Annotated in this window: 18 protein-coding genes and 2 riboswitches; of the genes, 10 read left to right on the top strand and 8 right to left on the bottom strand. The window is 39.6% G+C overall.

Annotated features, from left to right (window positions below):
• The 4 genes from BFM98_RS04775 to panF all read left to right on the top strand — a co-directional run bounded on the left by BFM98_RS04775 (position 1) and on the right by panF (position 4,054).
• Positions 1–1,476 carry a class I adenylate-forming enzyme family protein gene (locus BFM98_RS04775; RefSeq protein ID WP_066036675.1) on the top strand — a complete coding sequence of 492 codons (1,476 nt, stop codon included), beginning with the start codon at positions 1–3 and terminating at the stop codon, positions 1,474–1,476.
• Between the two features lie 61 nt (positions 1,477–1,537).
• Positions 1,538–2,092 (top strand): short-chain dehydrogenase, encoded by a 555-nt coding sequence (locus BFM98_RS04780; RefSeq protein ID WP_054550239.1) that lies wholly within the window; start codon positions 1,538–1,540, stop codon positions 2,090–2,092.
• A 253-nt stretch (positions 2,093–2,345) separates the two neighbouring features.
• Positions 2,346–2,609, top strand: coding sequence for a YhdT family protein (locus tag BFM98_RS04785; RefSeq protein WP_004227902.1), 264 nt, complete (start codon positions 2,346–2,348; stop codon positions 2,607–2,609).
• Complete coding sequence (panF, locus tag BFM98_RS04790; protein WP_048393080.1) at positions 2,609–4,054, top strand: sodium/pantothenate symporter; 1,446 nt, start codon at positions 2,609–2,611, stop codon at positions 4,052–4,054. The genes BFM98_RS04785 and panF overlap by 1 nt, the downstream gene beginning before the upstream one ends.
• 40 nt (positions 4,055–4,094) lie before the next feature.
• On the opposite strand, the gene BFM98_RS04795 is transcribed toward panF, so the two are convergent.
• Positions 4,095–4,865: a TSUP family transporter gene (locus tag BFM98_RS04795; RefSeq protein ID WP_066036676.1), complete on the bottom strand. Its 771-nt coding sequence runs from the start codon at positions 4,863–4,865 to the stop codon at positions 4,095–4,097.
• A gap of 125 nt (positions 4,866–4,990) precedes the next feature.
• On the opposite strand from BFM98_RS04795, the gene BFM98_RS04800 reads away from it, so the two are divergent.
• Complete coding sequence (locus BFM98_RS04800) at positions 4,991–5,773, top strand: TrmB family transcriptional regulator (RefSeq protein WP_054550238.1); 783 nt, start codon at positions 4,991–4,993, stop codon at positions 5,771–5,773.
• 22 nt (positions 5,774–5,795) lie between these two features.
• Positions 5,796–6,182, top strand: a complete 387-nt coding sequence (locus BFM98_RS04805) for a hypothetical protein (protein WP_066036677.1) — start codon at positions 5,796–5,798, stop codon at positions 6,180–6,182.
• 54 nt (positions 6,183–6,236) lie between these two features.
• Here the strand turns inward: BFM98_RS04805 and BFM98_RS04810 are convergent, their stop codons facing one another.
• Positions 6,237–6,608, bottom strand: coding sequence for a nucleotide excision repair endonuclease (locus BFM98_RS04810; protein ID WP_004227912.1), 372 nt, complete (start codon positions 6,606–6,608; stop codon positions 6,237–6,239).
• A 203-nt stretch (positions 6,609–6,811) separates the two neighbouring features.
• A riboswitch (SAM riboswitch) is annotated at positions 6,812–6,923 on the top strand.
• 123 nt (positions 6,924–7,046) lie between these two features.
• Between BFM98_RS04810 and metA the strand changes: the two genes are divergently transcribed.
• Positions 7,047–7,982, top strand: a complete 936-nt coding sequence (metA, locus tag BFM98_RS04815; protein ID WP_004227915.1) for a homoserine O-acetyltransferase MetA — start codon at positions 7,047–7,049, stop codon at positions 7,980–7,982.
• Between the two features lie 39 nt (positions 7,983–8,021).
• On the opposite strand, the gene BFM98_RS04820 is transcribed toward metA, so the two are convergent.
• From BFM98_RS04820 to plsY, 6 genes are all read right to left on the bottom strand, one after another.
• A complete protein-coding gene (locus BFM98_RS04820) occupies positions 8,022–9,170 on the bottom strand; it encodes a GerAB/ArcD/ProY family transporter (protein ID WP_066036678.1) in 1,149 nt (382 codons plus the stop codon).
• Positions 9,171–9,201: 31 nt separating this feature from the next.
• Positions 9,202–9,435, bottom strand: a complete 234-nt coding sequence (locus tag BFM98_RS04825; protein ID WP_054550235.1) for a hypothetical protein — start codon at positions 9,433–9,435, stop codon at positions 9,202–9,204.
• Positions 9,436–9,439: 4 nt separating this feature from the next.
• Positions 9,440–10,639 carry a Ger(x)C family spore germination protein gene (locus BFM98_RS04830; protein ID WP_054550234.1) on the bottom strand — a complete coding sequence of 400 codons (1,200 nt, stop codon included), beginning with the start codon at positions 10,637–10,639 and terminating at the stop codon, positions 9,440–9,442.
• 25 nt (positions 10,640–10,664) lie between these two features.
• Entirely contained in the window at positions 10,665–12,209 is a 1,545-nt protein-coding gene (locus BFM98_RS04835) for a spore germination protein (protein ID WP_066036679.1), read from the bottom strand.
• A gap of 187 nt (positions 12,210–12,396) precedes the next feature.
• The gene (locus BFM98_RS04840; protein ID WP_004227919.1) at positions 12,397–12,687 is read right to left on the bottom strand and encodes a HesB/YadR/YfhF family protein; all 291 of its coding nucleotides are present in this window, start codon (positions 12,685–12,687) and stop codon (positions 12,397–12,399) included.
• Positions 12,688–12,706: 19 nt separating this feature from the next.
• Complete coding sequence (gene plsY / locus BFM98_RS04845; protein WP_066036680.1) at positions 12,707–13,309, bottom strand: glycerol-3-phosphate 1-O-acyltransferase PlsY; 603 nt, start codon at positions 13,307–13,309, stop codon at positions 12,707–12,709.
• A 561-nt stretch (positions 13,310–13,870) separates the two neighbouring features.
• Here plsY and parE point away from each other — a divergent pair.
• From parE to BFM98_RS04860, 3 genes are all read left to right on the top strand, one after another.
• Positions 13,871–15,847, top strand: coding sequence for a DNA topoisomerase IV subunit B (gene parE / locus BFM98_RS04850; protein ID WP_048393067.1), 1,977 nt, complete (start codon positions 13,871–13,873; stop codon positions 15,845–15,847).
• Positions 15,844–18,282 carry a DNA topoisomerase IV subunit A gene (gene parC, locus BFM98_RS04855; RefSeq protein ID WP_066036681.1) on the top strand — a complete coding sequence of 813 codons (2,439 nt, stop codon included), beginning with the start codon at positions 15,844–15,846 and terminating at the stop codon, positions 18,280–18,282. Before parE ends, parC begins: the two co-directional genes overlap by 4 nt.
• A gap of 108 nt (positions 18,283–18,390) precedes the next feature.
• Positions 18,391–18,501, top strand: a riboswitch (TPP riboswitch).
• Positions 18,502–18,654: 153 nt separating this feature from the next.
• A complete protein-coding gene (locus BFM98_RS04860) occupies positions 18,655–19,650 on the top strand; it encodes an ABC transporter substrate-binding protein (protein WP_066036682.1) in 996 nt (331 codons plus the stop codon).
• Position 19,651 lies beyond the last annotated feature (1 nt).

Below are 19,651 nucleotides of genomic sequence, written 5' to 3' on the forward strand. Positions count from 1 at the left end.
ATGTTTGTTGAGCAAGAATGGATTTTAAAACGTGCAGCTTTAACACCTCACCACATCGCCTTAATTAATTTAACATCAAAGGAACAATTGACCTACCAGCAATTATCTGAGGAAATCGGCAAATGGAGTCAATTTTTCGAACGGCAGCAGCTACAAAAGGGAAGTAGAGTCGCTGTTTTTGCGAAAAATCATATCCAATTGTTTGCTGTTTTATTTGCCTGTGGGCTACGTGGGCTCATTTATGTACCTTTAAATTGGCGCTTAAGCAAGGAGGAGCTAACACAAATTTTGGAGGATGCAACTCCTGCTATCCTATTATACGAAGAGGATAGTCATTGTCCCTTAGTTTTAGAAAAAATGTTTTCACTTCATGTTAGCCAGCATGAGAAGGAGATACAACCAAGTAGGCAAGACGTGGATGTGGATGATCCATGGTTAATGATTTATACAGGAGGCACGACGGGTCAGCCAAAGGGAGTAGTGTTATCCTTTCAGTCGGTCAATTGGAATGCCATGAATACTATTATTAGCTGGGGTTTACATGCTCAAGATCGGACATTAAATTATATGCCGATGTTTCATACTGGTGGCTTAAATGCTTTATGCATTCCCTTACTGATGGCGGGAGGAACCGTCATTATTGGCGATAAATTTGATGCAGAAGAGGCACTACAAGCAACGAACCAATATCAAACGACAATTTCTCTTTTTGTGCCAACTATGTATCAAGCAATGATTGCTACGAAGTATTTTCAGGAAAATCAATTTCCTTCCATGAAGGTATTTTTATCTGGCGGTGCCCCGTGCCCTCATCCTATTTACGATGCTTTTTATAATAAGGGATTATTTTTTAAAGAGGGATATGGTTTAACAGAAGCAGGACCCAATAATTTTTATATTGACCGAGAGCGTGCCTATGCAAAAAAGGGGGCTGTCGGGAAAAGCATGCAATTCAATGAAGCTAAAATCATCAGTCATACAGGAAAAAGTTGTGCACCTGGAGAAGTAGGAGAGCTATTGGTAAGAGGGAAGCATATGTTTCGCTTTTACTGGAATAACAAGCAAGAAACTGCCAATATCCTGCAAGATGGCTGGTTGAAAACAGGGGATTTAGCTATGATGGATGCGGAAGGCGATTTTTATATTGTTGGGCGTAGAAAAGAAATGATAATTTCAGGTGGTGAAAATATCTATCCTCAGGAAGTAGAACAATGTCTACTACGGCATCCAGATGTGCGGGAGGTGGCCGTGATTGGTGTAGGTGATGACTATTGGGGTGAGATCGTGACAGCTTTTATTGTTTGTCCCCACCAAGTAGCCTCTCTAATAGATGATCTTAATGAGCTATGTCATCAACAATTAGGACGTTATAAGATTCCAAAACAAATGATTTTCTTAGACGAACTACCAAAAACAAGCGTTGGTAAAATCGATAAAAAGGCATTGTATAGGCTTGTCGACTCATCGATCTGTTAAGTATGATGAGAAGGAAGAAACGCTCGTCTTTCTAAATCCGAAATAAGAGAGGGACACATAAATGGCCCACGCATTAGTTATTGGTGGAACAGGGATGTTGGCTGACACATCCCTTTGGTTAGTGAATGATGGCTACCATGTCTCAGTAATTGGACGTAGTGCCCATCGAATGGAAGATTTGCGAAATAGAACAACCAAACCTGCCCTTCTAACGCCGATTTTAGTTGATTATTGTAATATAGCCTTATTAAAAGAGAAGCTAGAAGAAACGCTCGAGCATAACGGGCCCATTGAATTGGTCGTTGCTTGGATTCATTCCTATGCGGACACTACATTAGAGAACATCTCCAATGTAATTTCAATAGAGAATAACGGGGAATGGAAACTGTTTCATGTGTTGGGGAGTAAGGCGAATTTAAGTGAAGTCCAAGAGAAATTGAAGCTCCCTGCTCGTTCGCAATACAGGCAAATCCAGCTAGGTTTTATGATGGAAGAAGGTCATGCGAGATGGCTTACGCATGAGGAAATATCGCAAGGTGTCGTTGCTGCTATTCAACAGGATCAACCTATCCATATTGTCGGGACGCTACAACCTTGGGAAAAGCGACCATTATAAACTAACTAACCTTCGTCTAACTAGATAGACGAAGGTTTTTACTTATTTCCATTATCAGTTTGTTGTAGATGTCTACATAATTGTGAGGGATAGTTAGGTTTGTGTGAAAAACGTCAGGATCAGGCAACTTTCTTCTCCTTACCTTTTACTTAGTATAACAAAATCATTTCCATATAACTTATCCTTATTTACTCACATCTCTTCCCATCAGACCGACATATCAGTAAAATAGAGTAGGTTAGGGGGATTACATGTGAAAGATCAACGCTTTAAAATAGCGCATCGAGAGGCGCTTATCGGAATTGGACTCGTCCTTGTCAACTTTGCGATTTGGTTTGGCTTTGCCTATGGATTAGGTTCAGGAGATCCAAGAAATTATACGTATGTATTTGGTTTTCCTGCTTGGTTTTTCTATAGCTGTATCGCTGGGACAGGCTTTATGATCCTTCTTATCTGGATTGTGATGAAACTCTTTTTCAAAGAAGTACCATTCGATGATGAGGAGGTGGATCGCTAATGCATTGGCAAGTTGTATTTCCATTGCTATTATTTTTAATTATTATTTTTGGAATCGGTATTTGGGCCAATAAGCATGTCCGCTCCTCTAATTCATTCCTGCAGGAGTATTTCCTAGGTGGTCGTGAAATGGGTGGTTTTATCCTTGCAATGACGATGATTGCTACATATGGCAGTGCGAGTAGTTTTATCGGAGGACCGGGTGTAGCCTATACAAAAGGACTTGGGTGGGTATTACTGGCAATGGCTCAGCTACCAGCAGGTTATTTTGTACTCATGATTTTAGGGAAAAAATTCGCCATAATTGCTCGTCGTTACCAGGCCATTACGTTAATCGACTTTTTACGTGAACGCTACAAAAGCCATGTCATTGTTATTTTATCAGCCATTAGCATCATTGTTTTCTTATTTTCGGCTATGATGGCTCAATGGGTTGGGGGTGCACGCTTAATTGAGTCATTAACTGGCTTAAGCTACACAGCAGCACTGTTTATTTTTGCGATTTCCGTGTTAGTATATGTGATTATCGGAGGCTTCCGTGCGGTTGCACTTACAGATACGGTCCAAGGTTCAATTATGGTGATTGGTACAATTATTTTATTAATCGGCACCATTGTGGCAGGTGGAGGCATCGACAATATAATGGCCTCACTGGTCGCTGAAAATCCTGACTTTGTGTCACCATTTGGCGCACAAGGAGATTTAACGCCTCTGTATGTCTCAACATTTTGGATTCTCATTGGTGTAGGGGTTGTAGGACTTCCGCAAATTGCGGTTCGTGCGATGAGCTATAAGGATTCCAAAAGTATGCATCAAGCGATTCTTATTGGCACGATTGCCATAGGGACAATCATGTTTGGCATGCATTTAATTGGGGTGTTAGCCCGACCTGTCTTACCGGGCATTGAGATTGGTGATAAAGTCATGCCGCTCCTGACATTGAAGGTATTACCGCCATTTTTAGCAGGAATCGTTTTAGCTGCACCAATGGCTGCGACAATGTCTACGGTTAATGCTTTACTAATGCTTGTCAGCTCTACAGTTGTCAAAGACATCTATTTAAATTATATGAAGCCGAAAGCTAGTGATGCAGAGATAAAGCGTGCAAGCTTTATTGTAACAACAGTCATTGGCCTAGCCGTTGTCATCTTTGCACTCAATCCACCTGATTTATTAGTGTGGTTGAACTTATTTGCCTTCGGTGGACTAGAGGCTGTCTTTATTTGGACAGTCGTTTTAGGATTGTATTGGAAAAAAGCGAATAAATACGGAGCGATTGCGTCAATGATTTCAGGCATGTTGTTGTATATTATGATTGATCGGTTTTATCCTTCTGTCTTTGGTATGCATACAGTCACGATACCAATTGTCGCATCCTTCTTTATTTTTGTGATTGTCAGTTTGTCCACTAGTCATAAATTTAAAAACGAAAAGCTTATGATTTAACGCCAAAACGCCACAGATTTCAAATTCTGTGGCGTTTATTTTAATGCATCATAAAATCATAGGCATTTTTCGCAAGTAATGTCATTGTAACGACAATAAATAGCGTGCGGACAAAGCCACTTCCTTTCTTGATTGCCATCCGTGAGCCAAGCATAGCCCCACCAATTTGCGCAATGCCCATTACTAGACCATAAACATAATGAATTTGACCTAAGTAAGCAAACATACAAACACCAGCCACATTACTCGCCAAATTTAAAAACTTCGCATTACCAGCCGCCTTTAAAAAATCAAAGCCTACCAGTAAGAAGCTAAAGATTAAAAACGACCCTGTCCCAGGCCCAAGAAATCCATCATAAAAACCAATAGCAAATAATAGCAGCATAAATAAAAACAAATGTTTTTTAGATAGATTTTTTACGGTAGAGACGGCACCCCAATCCTTTTTAAAGATCGTATATACCCCAACAACTGCCAGCATAACAAGCATTAATGGCTTTAGTAATGCTGGATTAATTAGATGCACAGTCCAAGCACCACATAATGATCCGATAAATGCTAGTGGAAAATATTTGAGGACAGAGCGAATGTCCAGCTGGCCAGAACGATAGAAAGAAATAGAGGAAGTGAGCGAGCCCATAGCTCCTGCTAGTTTATTTGTGGCAACAGCAGCGGCTGGATTGAGCCCAACAAATAGTAATGCTGGTAGTGAAATTAAACCGCCCCCTCCCACTACTGAGTCAACAAAAGCCGCCAGAAATCCAAAAGAAATTAATAGTATTAGAATATGTACATCGATTTCAAACAACATATGACACCTCTTTAAATTTAGTTACTACTGAAATAGTAACTAAATTTATTTGCGCTGTAAACCCCATTTTTTCATTGGCAAATCTTCACATTGGTAGCCTATAATAAAGATAATGGAGGGATTACATGGAGGAATTAATCACCCAGCTGAAAGAAATGGGTTTTACAGAATATGAAGCAAAGGCCTATACGGCACTTGTTCAGCAAAGTCATGTCAGTGCTTATCAGGTTAGTAAAAATTCTGGCATACCACGTGCAAGAGTGTATGATATTTTAAATATCCTTGTAGAAAAGGGCATCGTTTTAAAAGAAGAGACCGCAGAACAAACGACCTATTCGGCAATGCCTGTGTCTGTGTTCTTACAGCAAATGCAACAGCGCTGGGAGTCGAATTTTACGTCTATAAGCGGGAAATTAGAGAAATTAGAGGAAAAGGTACAGGAAGCTGAGCCTAAAGTGGTCATGCTGAAGGGCAAGGAATCCATTATCAACTATTGTCAGTCACTTCTAAAGAAGGCGAAGAAAAAAGTGATGCTGTCGATGTGGGAAGATATGTATGATGCCTTACGTGAAGATTTGCAAGAGGTGGCGCTGCATGTTCCTGTTCATGGCATTACGTTGTATGTAGGAGAGCATCTCGCCTCAATTGACCAGCATAGAGCCACACATTATACAAAAAAAGCGTCTACACCGCATTGGTTTATCTTATCGATAGATGGTCAGGAAATGATTTATGGTCATTCTCCATCTACCCAAGAGACGGCCTTTATCACCAATGATCCGGTTCATATTTATTTGTTAGAGGATTATATATGGCATGATGTGCTCATCAATCGGTTAGTAAAACGTGATGATCAGGAGTTAGAAGACTGGATTGCTAAGGAGCGTAAAGCTTTTTTCTTAGAATAGTCGTATAAGGAAGGGGAGTTACTTGAAAAAATTCGTGTTGCTAGGTTTAATAAGCCTACTAATGCTAGGAGCCTGTAATGCTACACCACCTACCGATCCACCAACGATTCATGAGCTAACGGTTGTCCCAGATAATGTCCAAAAAAATATCGTTTCTAATGACAGAATACAACTATTGCATGAAAAGGATGCTCCATATTACCTTGTTTATTATTCAAAAGGGAATGTATTGGCAAGTATTACAGCTGAGGGAAATAGGCTTATTATCCAGTTAGAAGAAGGCAGCGAGCAAAGGAAAGAGGCACAACCCTATGTTTTTAAAATCACCGTCAAGAATCCTGAGCTGGATACCATTGATTTGCGAATAAACGGTCAGAGTACGCCAATTGATCGTATGACCATTATGTGATAAAAGAAACCGAAATCCCTTTAGAAATGAGATTTCGGTTTCTTTACGTGATGCCTAATAAAAGACTTTGTCTACGTTATATTTAGAGCGGAAAGTATTAATCGCATATGTTTCGTAAATTTCACGTTCCATTGGATCTTCTACTTCATAGACTTCAATTTTGAACACTTCATCACGATGGTTTTTCATCGGAGATACATTATCCTCGAAATGTTTTTTAATACGTTGACGAATTTTACGTGCTTTCCCAACAAACAATAGCTCATTCTTGTCATTATAGAATAAGAAAATGCCGCCTTTATCACGTGTGATTTTATGGAAGTCAATAAAACCGAAGTAAGGTGTGATTGGCACATCACCTGGTTTTAAATCTTGTTCACGTTGACGGATTACTAGATCTGGTTTTGGAAATTCAATTTTAATCAAACTATTCACGTTCCTCTCTCTTACTAAAAGTATATGGTAACATAATTACGGCATGTTTACCATAAATTTTAAATGCAGAAACACCACATATAGCAAGCTTAGTGTACATCAAATGAGCAAGGAACATGCACATGAATCACAAAATATTCTATGAATTATTGATATTCTAACTAGTTCGTGTTACAATTCAAGATAATTAAATAATCTTATCAAGAGAAGCTGAGGGATTTGGCCCGATGACGCTTCAGCAACCTCTAACAATCGTTAGAAAGGTGCTAATTCCAGCAAAGGATTTTTTCCTTTGAGAGATAAGAGTGGACGTGAAAAAAATCCTTCTCATTCTATCTCGTATGGAATGAGGAGGATTTTTTAATTTCATTGCATTCTACGCAAGCAAGATTTGCTAAAAGAGAGTGATTATAGAGAGGGGAAAGCAAGATGCCAATTAATATTCCGAAAAATTTACCAGCTGGAGAACATTTACGTGAGGAAAAAATCTTCGTCATGGAAGAAGATCGTGCGAAAACACAGCAAATCCGTCCATTAAATATATTAATATTAAATTTAATGCCTGAAAAAGAAAAAACAGAGCTCCAATTATTACGTTTATTGGGGAATACACCATTACAAGTGAATATTACCTTTTTGAATACAGCCACACACGAGTCTAAAAATGTGAGTAAATCCCATTTGCAGCTTTTCTACACAACGTTCAATCAGATTCGACACCGACGCTATGATGGTATGATTATAACTGGTGCGCCAGTAGAAAAAATGGCTTTTGAAGAGGTCAACTATTGGCAGGAAATTTCAGAAATTATGGATTGGTCTAAAAAGAATGTGACATCCGTGCTACATATATGTTGGGGGGCACAGGCTGCATTGTATCATCATTATGGCATTGGGAAGGTTGAGCTTTCTGCTAAATGCTCAGGCGTCTATTCCCATGTGATTACAGATTTAACTGTAGATTTGGTACGTGGCTTTAGTGATTTATTTACTGCGCCCCATTCACGCTATACATCTGTTTCGATTGACGAGGTTCGCAATCATCCAGATCTACGATTATTATCCTATTCAGAGGATGCTGGGGTATTTATTGTACAATCAAAAGATAATAAAAATATTATGATTACGGGGCATCTAGAGTATGATGCGACAACGCTAGCCGATGAATACAGTCGCGATGTGGCGAAGGGCATAGATATCGCCGTTCCTGTAAACTACTTCCCGAATGACGATCCGACACAAGTGCCGATGAATACATGGCGTGCCCATACGCATCTATTATTCTCTAACTGGTTGAACTACTATGTTTACCAAGAAACACCATATGAATGGGATTTTGTAGATGAAATCGAATATCATATTTAATTAATAAAAAGTCTAATTTCTTTTCTAGCTTAGAAGAAATTAGACTTTTTGATTGTCATTTTCTGTTTCCTGCTGAGGTGTTTCGTTATTTTGAGCCTTGGATTTACGATTGCGAATAACTACCACAATCAACAAAAGTATAGGTAATAAAATGGTGAAAATAAAGGAAAAGATTGGCCAAATTTCATTATTATAATTAGTAGAATGCACAATATCTGGATGAACAATTTGAGAAAGTCCAATGACAATTATACCCATCGGTATAATAAGTGGACGATGATCCTTAATCTTCAAAATTTGTGCAAGGCCAACAACGGTCGTATAGAAATACATAAATGTACGAATATATATAGACGTAATCCACATAAATGCCATAATGATTTCTATGCGCTGTAAAAAATTCCCTATAGATATTCTTTGCGCTAAGGCATAGCTAGGAAATGTCCTTGATGCAGTGTTTTCAGGACCTAATACAAGAATCGATAGGACAATCAACGTAACTAAGACGATTCCGCCAAGGATTGCCCCAATATATAGCCCTTTCTGTGCAGACGGCTGTACATTGACGCCAGTAGGATAGAGCATCAATAATACAATTAATGGAAAGGAAAAGATACTCATAAAGCGTGCAATACTATAAAACATAGATGCTTTGGTCGCTTCTAGTAGAGGCTGAATATTCTCAAATGTAATTTGAGGGGTAATACTAATGACGAAAAAAATAAAAATAAAGATAAACAATGGGAAGAGGATTTCTGCCGAACGGGCAAAGGTCTCAATCCCTAAATAAGCGGCATACATAATAAGGATACTGAACAGTAGGGCAAATGCTAATGTCGGTGTCTCTGGCATAACTTCCGTTTTCATGAAAATACCGATAAAATAAAGTAATTCTCCAGCCGAAAGAAAGGTCATAATCAGGAAACAAATCGCTGTGATTTTCCCGAAAAAACGCCCAAGAATTTTTTCATTGGCCTCGATAAAGTTTAGGGACGGTGTTTGATTGGCCAGTGTTAAAAATAATTTTAGAACCAGTAAACTGAGCAGAACACCAATGCTTGCCGCTATCCAAGCATCTTGCTTAGCGGCACCAGTAATACTCGAAGGGATAATTAAAATCGCTGTACCGATAGAATAGAGAAAGGTAACGATTGTAAACTGTCTTGAACTAATTATCTCTTTTTCCATCAAGCTACCCTCCGTTTCTCAGTCCATCTTTCTATTTTGTGAATGACACAATGTAATCCCTAATCGGTGTGAAGATAAAGGTAATCAAATCTAATGGGCTAGGAATATGGATTTTAAGGGCAATCCCCATATTTAAAGCCGTTCCAATAAATAGCAAAAAGGAGAATACAATAATGGCTTTTCTATCCTGTTGCTTTTTTAGCTTTGGAATAAAAACAAGCGCAACAATGATTGCAATAATCAAGATAGCTACGGCTAGTACCATCTCATTACTCCTCCTTTGGCTTGTTTAATAATGAATTTTGCATCGTACCTGAACCTTGGGTTGTTACCTTTACATGAACAGCCACTGCTAAATCTGGAAAAATGGAAGTCCAGTCATCCTTAATTTTTTTCCACTGCTTTGGATCTGCCCGATGTAGGGCATCCCCAAATCCAAAAACATCGACTTCATATTGCTGTTGAATTTTCTCTACTGTTTTTTCAATGCGGTCATCAATCCCCTGGGCTGTTTTTTTATTAACGTAATCAATCGATTTATTTTTGGTAAGATCGATATCACATTCGACCTCTCCAACATTCTGCTCTACATTAATATGGACATCGATTTTCGGTTTCCCGTTTTTAAATGACCCTTTCACCTTTGTAGTGGATTGGGTGATTTCAGTAGACAAGGTCCCTTTATTAGGACAGGCGATGATTTCTATCGTACTTTGAATTTTGTCATTAAGAAAACTAATACTTTTGCTTTCGCTTTCAGTCAGTAGCCCTATATATTTATCCCCTTTAAATACTGCTAAACCTGTATAACGTAATAGCACAGGTGTTTTAACACGTTGCACATTTGTTTGATCTACACCTAATTTCTTATCGCCATGAACTTCAATAGCAGAAATTAACGCCCCTTTATGCTTATTGGTTAACGTATTGACTAATTCATCAATATTAACAGCTATTGTGGAGCCCCAAGCCTTTTCAGAGACATCAAGGGAATTCAAGATTTTATTTGCAGGAACTTTTTCGATGGGTGTTAGTACATTTAATACTTCCTTCGCTGTTGCTTCGTGAGACATAATGACGTCGAAATCCTTACGAAATTCATGGTCCCTTACAATTAAATCAAGTGCATCACTAATGCCTTCTTTCGCGAGATCTTCCCCTAATACAACCACTTGAAGGTGGGCAAAATAAGGTTTTCGAGCTGCAATAGTCGTCATTTTCCGAATGGCTTCAAAGATGGTCTCGCCTCTCGAATGATAGCTAACGACAGGAGAGCGTTGAGTGGAAGCTTGGCGCACTGAGACTTCACTAGGATCAACAATTTGAACTGTAATTTCATATTCCTCATCTATTTTGTCAATGCCAAATGCTACGACTATGGCCAATTCATTTAATTCACGCTTACTCCAGCAGCCACTTAACAGTATTGTGAGGATACATAGTAAGCAAATCCAGTTTATTTTTGCCATATTCCATTCCTCATTTATCCAGTTGTTATTTCCTGCTTTTTACATTGATATATTTATGTCCTCTAACAATATTTTTTTGATTGACCAAACGAGGTCGTGTAAGTAACTTTCTACGCGGGAACAGCAGAAACGCATCCTTCTGATCCTGTAATACCAACGGTGCGAATGGGCTTAAATAAGGTACACCAAATGAACGAATGCTACATAAATGAAGGATAATGACCATAATGCCAAACATAACACCAAATAAACCAAACATTGCAGCTAAAATCATTAATGGGAAACGTAGCACACGAATCGTATTCGATAAGCCATAGGCAGGGAATAGGAAGCTACAAATCGCTGTCAGGGCTACGATGATTACCATTACAGCGGAAACGACGCCCGCATCAACAGCCGCCTGACCGATAACTAAAGTTCCTACAATGGACACCGCAGGACCGATTGTTCTAGGCATACGAAGTCCAGCTTCCCTTAAGACCTCAAAGGCAACCTCCATAATCAGAGCTTCAACGACTGCAGGAAAGGGTACGCCCTCCCTTTGTGAAGCAATGCTAATTAACATAGGTGTAGGTAGCATTTCTTGGTGAAAGGTAGTTATCGCCACATACAAGGATGGTGCTACTAATGCTAGACTGATACCAAAGAAACGCAATATACGTACAAGTGAGCTAATCATCCAATGCTGATAATAATCTTCTGCTGATTGTAAAAAGGATGTAAATAGCGCTGGTACGACTAAGACAAAAGGTGTGCCATCAACTAGAATCGCCACTTTGCCATCTAATAATTCACCTGCGATGACATCAGGACGTTCGGAGTTGTAGACGGTTGGGAACATAGAGTTTTTTGAGTCTTGAATAAAATCCTCAATATAGCCGCTTTCCAGTATGCCATCAATATTAATACGATCTAATCGAGCCAATACTTCAGCTACAATTTTGTCACTGGCGATGCCATTTATATACATCACTGCTATATCTGTTTGTGTCACATCACCGATAACGCGTGATTTTATCCAGAGATTCGGACTTTTTATTTTGCGACGAATGAGCGCTGTATTCGTACGCAAGGTTTCTGTAAAGGATTCCCTCGGTCCGCGAATAACGGATTCCGTCGATGGCTCTGTGACTGCTCGATCCTTGGCACTTCTTGTACTTGTCACAATCCCCTCAGCAAAACCGTCTAATAAAATAACCGTTTCACCATTGAGAATGGCATTATAGAGTGTTGTGAAATGCTCAATATTCGTCACATCGCCTACCGTTAAATAGGAATTCCGAACATATTGGTTAATTGTTGTTATTTCAATATCTTGTTCTTCTTCAATATTTGCCATCAGTTTATCGATAACAGAATCAGAAATAGTCGTTTTATCCGATAAGCCATCAATGGAAATAATGGCGAGGCTATGGGGATCAGTTTCTCCAATCGCAATTTCACGTATGATAATATCATTACTATGCCCTAGTGACTGTTGAATGATTTTTATATTTTTAGATAGGGAAGTATACAATAAATCGTTCGTTGTATGGGATGGGGAGGTCTCGTTATTGTTAGACATGGACATATGTTTTCCTCCTCAAATGGTCGTTCATTACCTTTAGAATGGACAATTTATTTGAGAGATAAACGAAAGAGATATGAAAAATCTAGCTATTTGTAGCAATATCACATCCCTTACAACTTTCGTGTGTCTTGTTTTGTAATAAATAAAAAACAGTCTGTCCTTTCATGTATTGAAAGGACAGACTGCTTTATGTACGATAGTCGTATTGTAATTCATCTTTACTTGTATCAACATCAACGTGTAAATTGTGATCGTTAAAGAACCAAAGATCTTTCTCATCAATGTAATAGATGACACCATCAATTTCTGTCTGAACACCTATGGCAATAGGTTCCTCACGTGTCATGCCTAGCGAAAAGCCTTCATGAAACGGACTAGAGCCACCATAACGTGCATAAAAACGAATTGTATCACCAGGTTCAACTTCCATTTCATGTTTGAACCATTGTAGGGCTTCATCTGTCAATGCAATATTCATTTCAAATGCTCCTCTCTTCCTACAGCCATTTTACCTTTGGTTCGGTGCCGTTTTTAATACGTGCAATATTGGCACGGTGACGATAAACAATAAAGGTAAATAAAAAGGCTACCAAGATGCCTAATGCAAAGTCACCTGTAATAAAATAATAAACGATTGCATAGATAAGCGCTACTAAAGCGGCTATCATCGATGTTAAGCTGACGATTTTTGTGATTTTTAATGTCACAATAAAGGTAATAAATAGTAGGACAAAGAGTGGCCAAGAATAGCCTAATAATACACCCGCTGACGTTGCCACAGCTTTCCCACCACGAAAGTTGGCGAAGATCGGGAACATATGACCGATAACGGCGACAAGACCCAGTAATAAAGAATGGAGTGCAGTATCAGAGAAAACAGGAAGTGTCACGAGTAAGACAGCGGCAGTCCCTTTTAAGACATCCATCACCGTAACAATAATACCAGCCTTTTTCCCTAATGTTCTAAAAGTATTGGTTGCACCAAGATTACCGCTCCCGTGTTCACGAATATCGGTATTATAAAAAATTTTGCCTATCCATAATCCAGAAGGTATAGAGCCGATTAGATAAGCACATAAAATAATAAGTCCATTGATCATAGTTGGACTCCTTTCATTCATAGTCCATCACTTGGTACTAATAGTTTGTAACAAGTATTTTACACTTTTTCTTGCTAATCTACAATGTTATGAAGGAGATTTCATCGGAAGTCTTGAATCAATACAAAAGCGAATCTATTAGCGAGGACTAGGCTTTTAGACATAAATTTGTAGGAAGCGCTAAAACCTTTATAAAAATATAGGCAAAATGGCAATTTTGTCAATCGCTCATTCCTTTGGTAGAATAGAAGTCTAACTTTATCCTGTTTAATCGCAAGGCACGAGGTAGTGTGCTTCTATTTGCAAGCTTCACAACTTTATTTTGCAACTAAGTAGGCTTCAATGCGTCAAATGATGATGGAAGCTAGAAGCAGTCTGTCTTGCTTAAATACCAATTTTAAGCAACTGTTGAAGATGTTTACTATTAATAAAAATGATCAAAACTGTGAGCAAATTTTAAAATTTTATTGGACCTGTCGCTAGCTATTGACAGGAAATGCTATTATTATTAGGATGAGAACATAAATAGAACATGTGTTTGTTTTTTGGAGGGGAATTTTTTTGACGAATAAACAGTCACCTAGCGTCTATAATGATGACGCTATACAAGTATTAGAAGGATTAGAAGCGGTACGCAAACGACCTGGCATGTATATCGGTTCGACGGATGGCCGTGGACTTCATCACCTTGTGTATGAAATCGTAGATAATGCGGTGGATGAAGCACTGGCTGGCTTTGGATCTCATATTATTGTCACAATTCATAAAGATCAAAGTATGAGTGTGCGCGACTTTGGACGTGGGATGCCAACCGGTATGCATAAAATGGGCAAACCGACACCAGAGATTATTTTTACTGTGCTGCACGCTGGTGGTAAATTTGGTCAAGGTGGCTATAAAACAAGTGGAGGTTTACATGGTGTTGGTTCTTCCGTTGTGAATGCGCTCTCAACATTTTTAGAGGTGACAATCCATCGCGATGGTAAAAAGTATCGTCAACGCTTTGAGCATGGTGGACAGCCTGTCACAACACTTGAAAATATTGGGCAGACCAAGCAGACAGGAACACTTGTTCATTTCCTACCAGATGAAACGATCTTCTCTGTCACAAAATTCAATTATGATACGTTAGCAGAACGATTACGTGAATCAGCCTTTTTGTTAAAAGGCTTAAAAATTGAATTAATTGATGAGCGCGAGGAAGGCAAGAGCGATGTGTTCTTTTATGAGAATGGCATCGAGGCTTTCGTTGCGTATTTGAATGAGGAAAAAGATGTCCTTCATCCAGTGAAATATGTGGAAGGCGTACAGGATGAAATCGAAGTAGAGTTCGCTTTCCAGTATAACGATGGTTATTCAGAAACAATTTTATCATTTGTTAATAATGTCCGTACACGTGATGGTGGTACACATGAAACGGGTGCAAAGGCAGCATTGACGCGTGTCTTTAATGAATATGCAAGAAAAATTGGCTTGTTAAAGGACAAGGATAAAAACCTTGAGGGGACAGATATTCGTGAGGGCTTAGCAGCGATCGTGTCTGTTCGTATTCCAGAGCATTTACTGCAATTTGAAGGACAAACAAAGGGCAAGCTAGGGACAAGTGAGGCTCGTTCTGCAGTGGATAGTGTAGTGTCTGAGCAAATTTTGTATGTGCTAGAGGAAAATGCAGAGTTATCAGCTTCTCTTGTTCGTAAAGCGATTCGAGCGCAGCAAGTGCGTGAAGCAGCTCGAAAAGCGCGTGAGGATGCACGAAATGGCAAGAAAAACAAAAAGGGTAGTACGATTCTATCTGGAAAATTAACGCCAGCTCAGTCACGTAATGCGGCAAAAAATGAGCTGTATTTAGTCGAGGGTGATTCTGCGGGTGGCTCTGCTAAACAAGGTCGTGACCGTACATTCCAAGCGATTCTGCCATTGCGCGGGAAAGTAATCAACACAGAGAAAGCCAAGCTACAGGATATTATGAAAAACGAAGAAATTTCAACGATTATCCATGCGATTGGGGCAGGTGTTGGTACGGATTTTGCGGTGGAGGATTCTGCCTACAATAAAGTAGTCATCATGACCGATGCGGATACGGACGGGGCACATATTCAAGTGTTGCTATTAACATTCTTCTATCGTTATATGCGTCCACTCATTGAGTCTGGGAAAGTCTATATCGCATTACCGCCGCTTTATAAAGTTTCAAGAGGTACTGGAAAAAAAGAAGTCATTGAATATGCTTGGACAGAAAGTGATTTACAAAAGGCCATCAAGAAGGTTGGAAAGGGTTACATATTACAGCGCTATAAAGGTCTTGGTGAGATGAATGCAGACCAACTATGGGACACAACGATGAACCCTGAAACACGGACATTGATTCGTGTCACAATCGAGGATGGCGCACGTGCAGAGAGACGTGTCACGACGTTAATGGGCGATAAAGTAGAACCACGTCGTAAATGGATCGAAGCCAATGTAGACTTCGGTATGGAGGATGATTCTAATATTTTAGAGAATGAATTCATCCAACAAGAGGAGGACCAAGCATGAGTAGTACAGAAAAGTTTCAAGATTTACCGTTAGAAGAAGTGATGGGTGACCGTTTTGGTCGCTATAGTAAATATATTATTCAAGACCGCGCGTTGCCTGATGCACGTGACGGTCTTAAACCAGTACAGCGCCGTATTTTATATGCGATGTTTACGGAAGGCAACACACATGATAAGCCGTTCCGTAAATCCGCAAAAACTGTGGGTAACGTAATTGGTAACTATCATCCGCACGGCGATAGCTCTGTGTATGAAGCGATGGTACGGATGAGTCAGGACTGGAAGGCACGTCATATGCTCATTGAGATGCATGGGAACAATGGCTCGGTAGATGGCGATCCTCCAGCTGCAATGCGTTATACAGAGGCGAGACTATCAGCTATTGCCGCTGAAATGCTACGAGATATTGGCAAGAAAACGGTCGAATTTGTGCCAAACTTTGATGATCAGGATATGGAGCCAACTGTATTACCAGCACGTTTTCCTAACCTTTTAGTCAATGGCTCTACAGGAATTTCCGCTGGTTATGCGACAGATATTCCGCCACATGCCTTAGATGAAGTACTGGATGCTGTGTTGATGCGCTTAGACAAGCCTAATGTTACTGTAGATGAATTGATGACGGTGATTAAAGGACCTGATTTCCCAACGGGTGGAATCATTCAAGGTGTTGATGGCATTAAAAAGGCGTATGAAACAGGTCGTGGTAAAATCATCGTCCGTGCACAAGCAGTTGTTGAACCAATCAAGGGTGGTAAAGAGCAAATTGTTATCACTGAGTTACCATATGATGTAAATAAAGCGAATCTTGTGAAAAAAATTGATGAGCAACGTGTAGATAAACGACTAGAAGGCATTGCAGAAATTCGTGATGAATCAGACCGTACAGGCTTACGTGTCGTAATTGAGCTGAAAAAGGATGTACCAGGAAAAGGAATTTTACAGTACTTGTTTAAAACAACGGATTTACAGGTAGCTTATAATTTTAATATGATTGCCATTCATAATCGTCGTCCAACGATGATGACATTGCCATTATTGCTAGATGCGTATATTGCCCATCAAAAAGAAGTGGTAACAAACCGTTCTATTTATGATTTGCAAAAGGCAAAGGATCGTTCCCATATTGTAGATGGATTAATTAAAGCCCTTTCCATTTTAGATGAAGTCATTGCGACGATTCGTTCTTCAAATGATAAGAAGGATGCGAAGCTTAATTTACAAGCAAAGTTTGATTTTACAGAGGTACAGGCAGAGGCCATTGTAAGCCTGCAATTATATCGTTTAACGAATACGGATATTACAGAGCTTCGTCAGGAACAGGACGAGTTAAATAAGCTAATTGCAAAGCTAGAGGGGATTCTACAAAGTGAAGCTAAGCTAGTGCGTGTTATTAAACAAGAGTTACTAGATATCAAGAAACGCTTTACAGAGCCTCGTCGCTCGAAGATTGAGCAAGAAATTGAAGAAATCAAAATTACATTGGATGTCCTTGTGCCAAGTGAAGAGGTTGTCGTGACAGTAACGAAGGATGGTTATATTAAACGTACATCCATACGTTCTCATGCCGCTTCAAACGGGCAAGATTTTGCCATGAAGGATTCGGATTATTTATTGTATGAAGCAAATTTAAATACACAGCACCATCTACTGCTTTTCACAAATCGAGGCAATTATATTTATCAGCCTGTTCATGAGCTACCTGATATACGCTGGAAGGATCTCGGCCAGCATATTTCAAGTATTGTACCAACAGGGGAAGATGAATCGATTATTGCGGTTTATGGTTTCGAAACCTTTGAACAGCCAAATACGTATGTTTTCACAGCCACAAAAGATGGCCAAATTAAGCGCTCACCACTCGCAGACTATGCGGTAACGCGTTATTCAAAGCCAATTAAAACGATGAATGTCAAGGCTGGTGATGCGATGATCTATGCATCATTTGTGACTGATGACGTGGAGCTGATGCTCACAACGGATACAGCCTATGCGATTCGTTTCCCAATGGAGGAACTACCTGTGACAGGTGTGAAAACAGGTGGTGTGAAAGGGATCACACTAAAAGATGGAGAAGCCTTAGTTGGAGTCAATGTATTACAGCCTGATGTTACCCAATATGTAGTGATTGTGACACAGCGTGGGGCCGTGAAAAAAATGAATGTCGCTGAAGTTGAAGTAGCAAGTCGTGCAAAACGTGGACTAAAAGTATTAACAGAGTTAAAAGCAAACCCTCACCGAATTGTGGCAGTTGTTCAAGCAACAGACGAGGAGCAGGTTGTGATTGAAACTGAAAAAGGTGTTCAAGAGATGATTGACGTACAAGCATTGTCTCGTGCGGATCGCCATTCCAATGGTTCATTTAAAGTGGATATTGCAACAGATGGAGCAATTTCTCATGTTGTAACAGCCAAAAAAGAACAGAAACCAAGCTAAATGCATGCCCAGTCTCTAAGGAGTACTGGGCTTTAAGCTCTATTCCAAAATAGCACCTTGTCATTTAAGTGAAACTATGGGTATAATAATCATCGAAAAGTTCATAGCGAAAGAATGTAGGGGGGCTAGTAATTGCTAGCTGAGATTGTGTCCGATAGACGCTGACCCTTTGAACCTGATTTGGCTCGTACCAGCGTAGGGAACATCTATTCAAAAAGCAAAGTTTTGAAGATTGATTGCAATACGTCTGGGAGGAATCCTAGGCGTTTTTTTATGTTTTCAAGCAACAGCTTGCCAACATTGTATACGCTTTCTTCTGGTGACAACATTCATTCATGAACACTTTCATATTACAAACTGGGAGGCTTTCGCATGAAAAAATGGTTTTTTATTTTATTGGCAGCACTATTGACATTAGTAGGCTGTAGTGACAAGGATGACAAGCAGGCTGCAGACAAGCTGAAAAAGGTGTCTGTGGTACTGGATTGGACGCCGAATACAAATCATACAGGACTATATGTTGCCAAAAAACTCGGTTATTTTGAGGAACAGGGTTTAGATGTTGATATTATTATGCCTGGTGAGGCGGGCGCAGATCAGCTTGTTGCTTCTGGAAAGGCGGATTTTGGCGTGAGCTATCAGGAAGGCATAACACAGGCACGAGTACAGGATGTGCCGCTGGTCTCCATCGCAGCAATTATACAGCATAATACATCTGGCTTTGCTTCTATTGCTTCAAAGAGCATTACATCGCCAAAGGATTTTGAAGGTAAAACCTATGGTGGTTGGGGCGCGCCATTAGAGCAAGCCGTTTTACAATCACTCATGCAAAAAGAAAAGGCAGATATTAATAAGCTAGATATCGTCAATGCAGGGGATTTAGATTTCTTCACAATGATGGAAAAAGATATAGATTTTGCTTGGATTTATTATGCATGGACTGGGATTGAGGCTGAGCTGCGTGGGGAAAAGATTAATATGCTATATCTTACAGATTATAGTGATCAATTGGATTATTATACGCCAGTTTTAGCTACAAATGAAAAAATGATACAGGACAACCCGGATGTAGTCAAAGCCTTTGTGGCAGCTGCATCGAAGGGCTATGAATACGCAATTGAAAACCCAAGTGAAGCGGCTGATATTTTAATCGAAGCGGCCCCTGATTTAGATAAAGCGTTAGTGCATAAAAGTCAGGAATGGCTGGCTGATAAATATCAGGATGATGCCAAGCAATGGGGAGAGCAAAAGCTTTCTGTGTGGGAAAATTACGCGAAATGGATGTCTAGCAATCAAGTATTAGAGGGCGAATTTGATGCGAAAAAAGCCTTTACTAATGATTTCTTACCTAAAAAGGAGGCCAAATAAG

This window comes from Lysinibacillus sp. AR18-8, assembly GCF_001705465.1.
GTDB classification, from domain to species: Bacteria; Bacillota; Bacilli; order Bacillales_A; family Planococcaceae; genus Lysinibacillus; species Lysinibacillus capsici.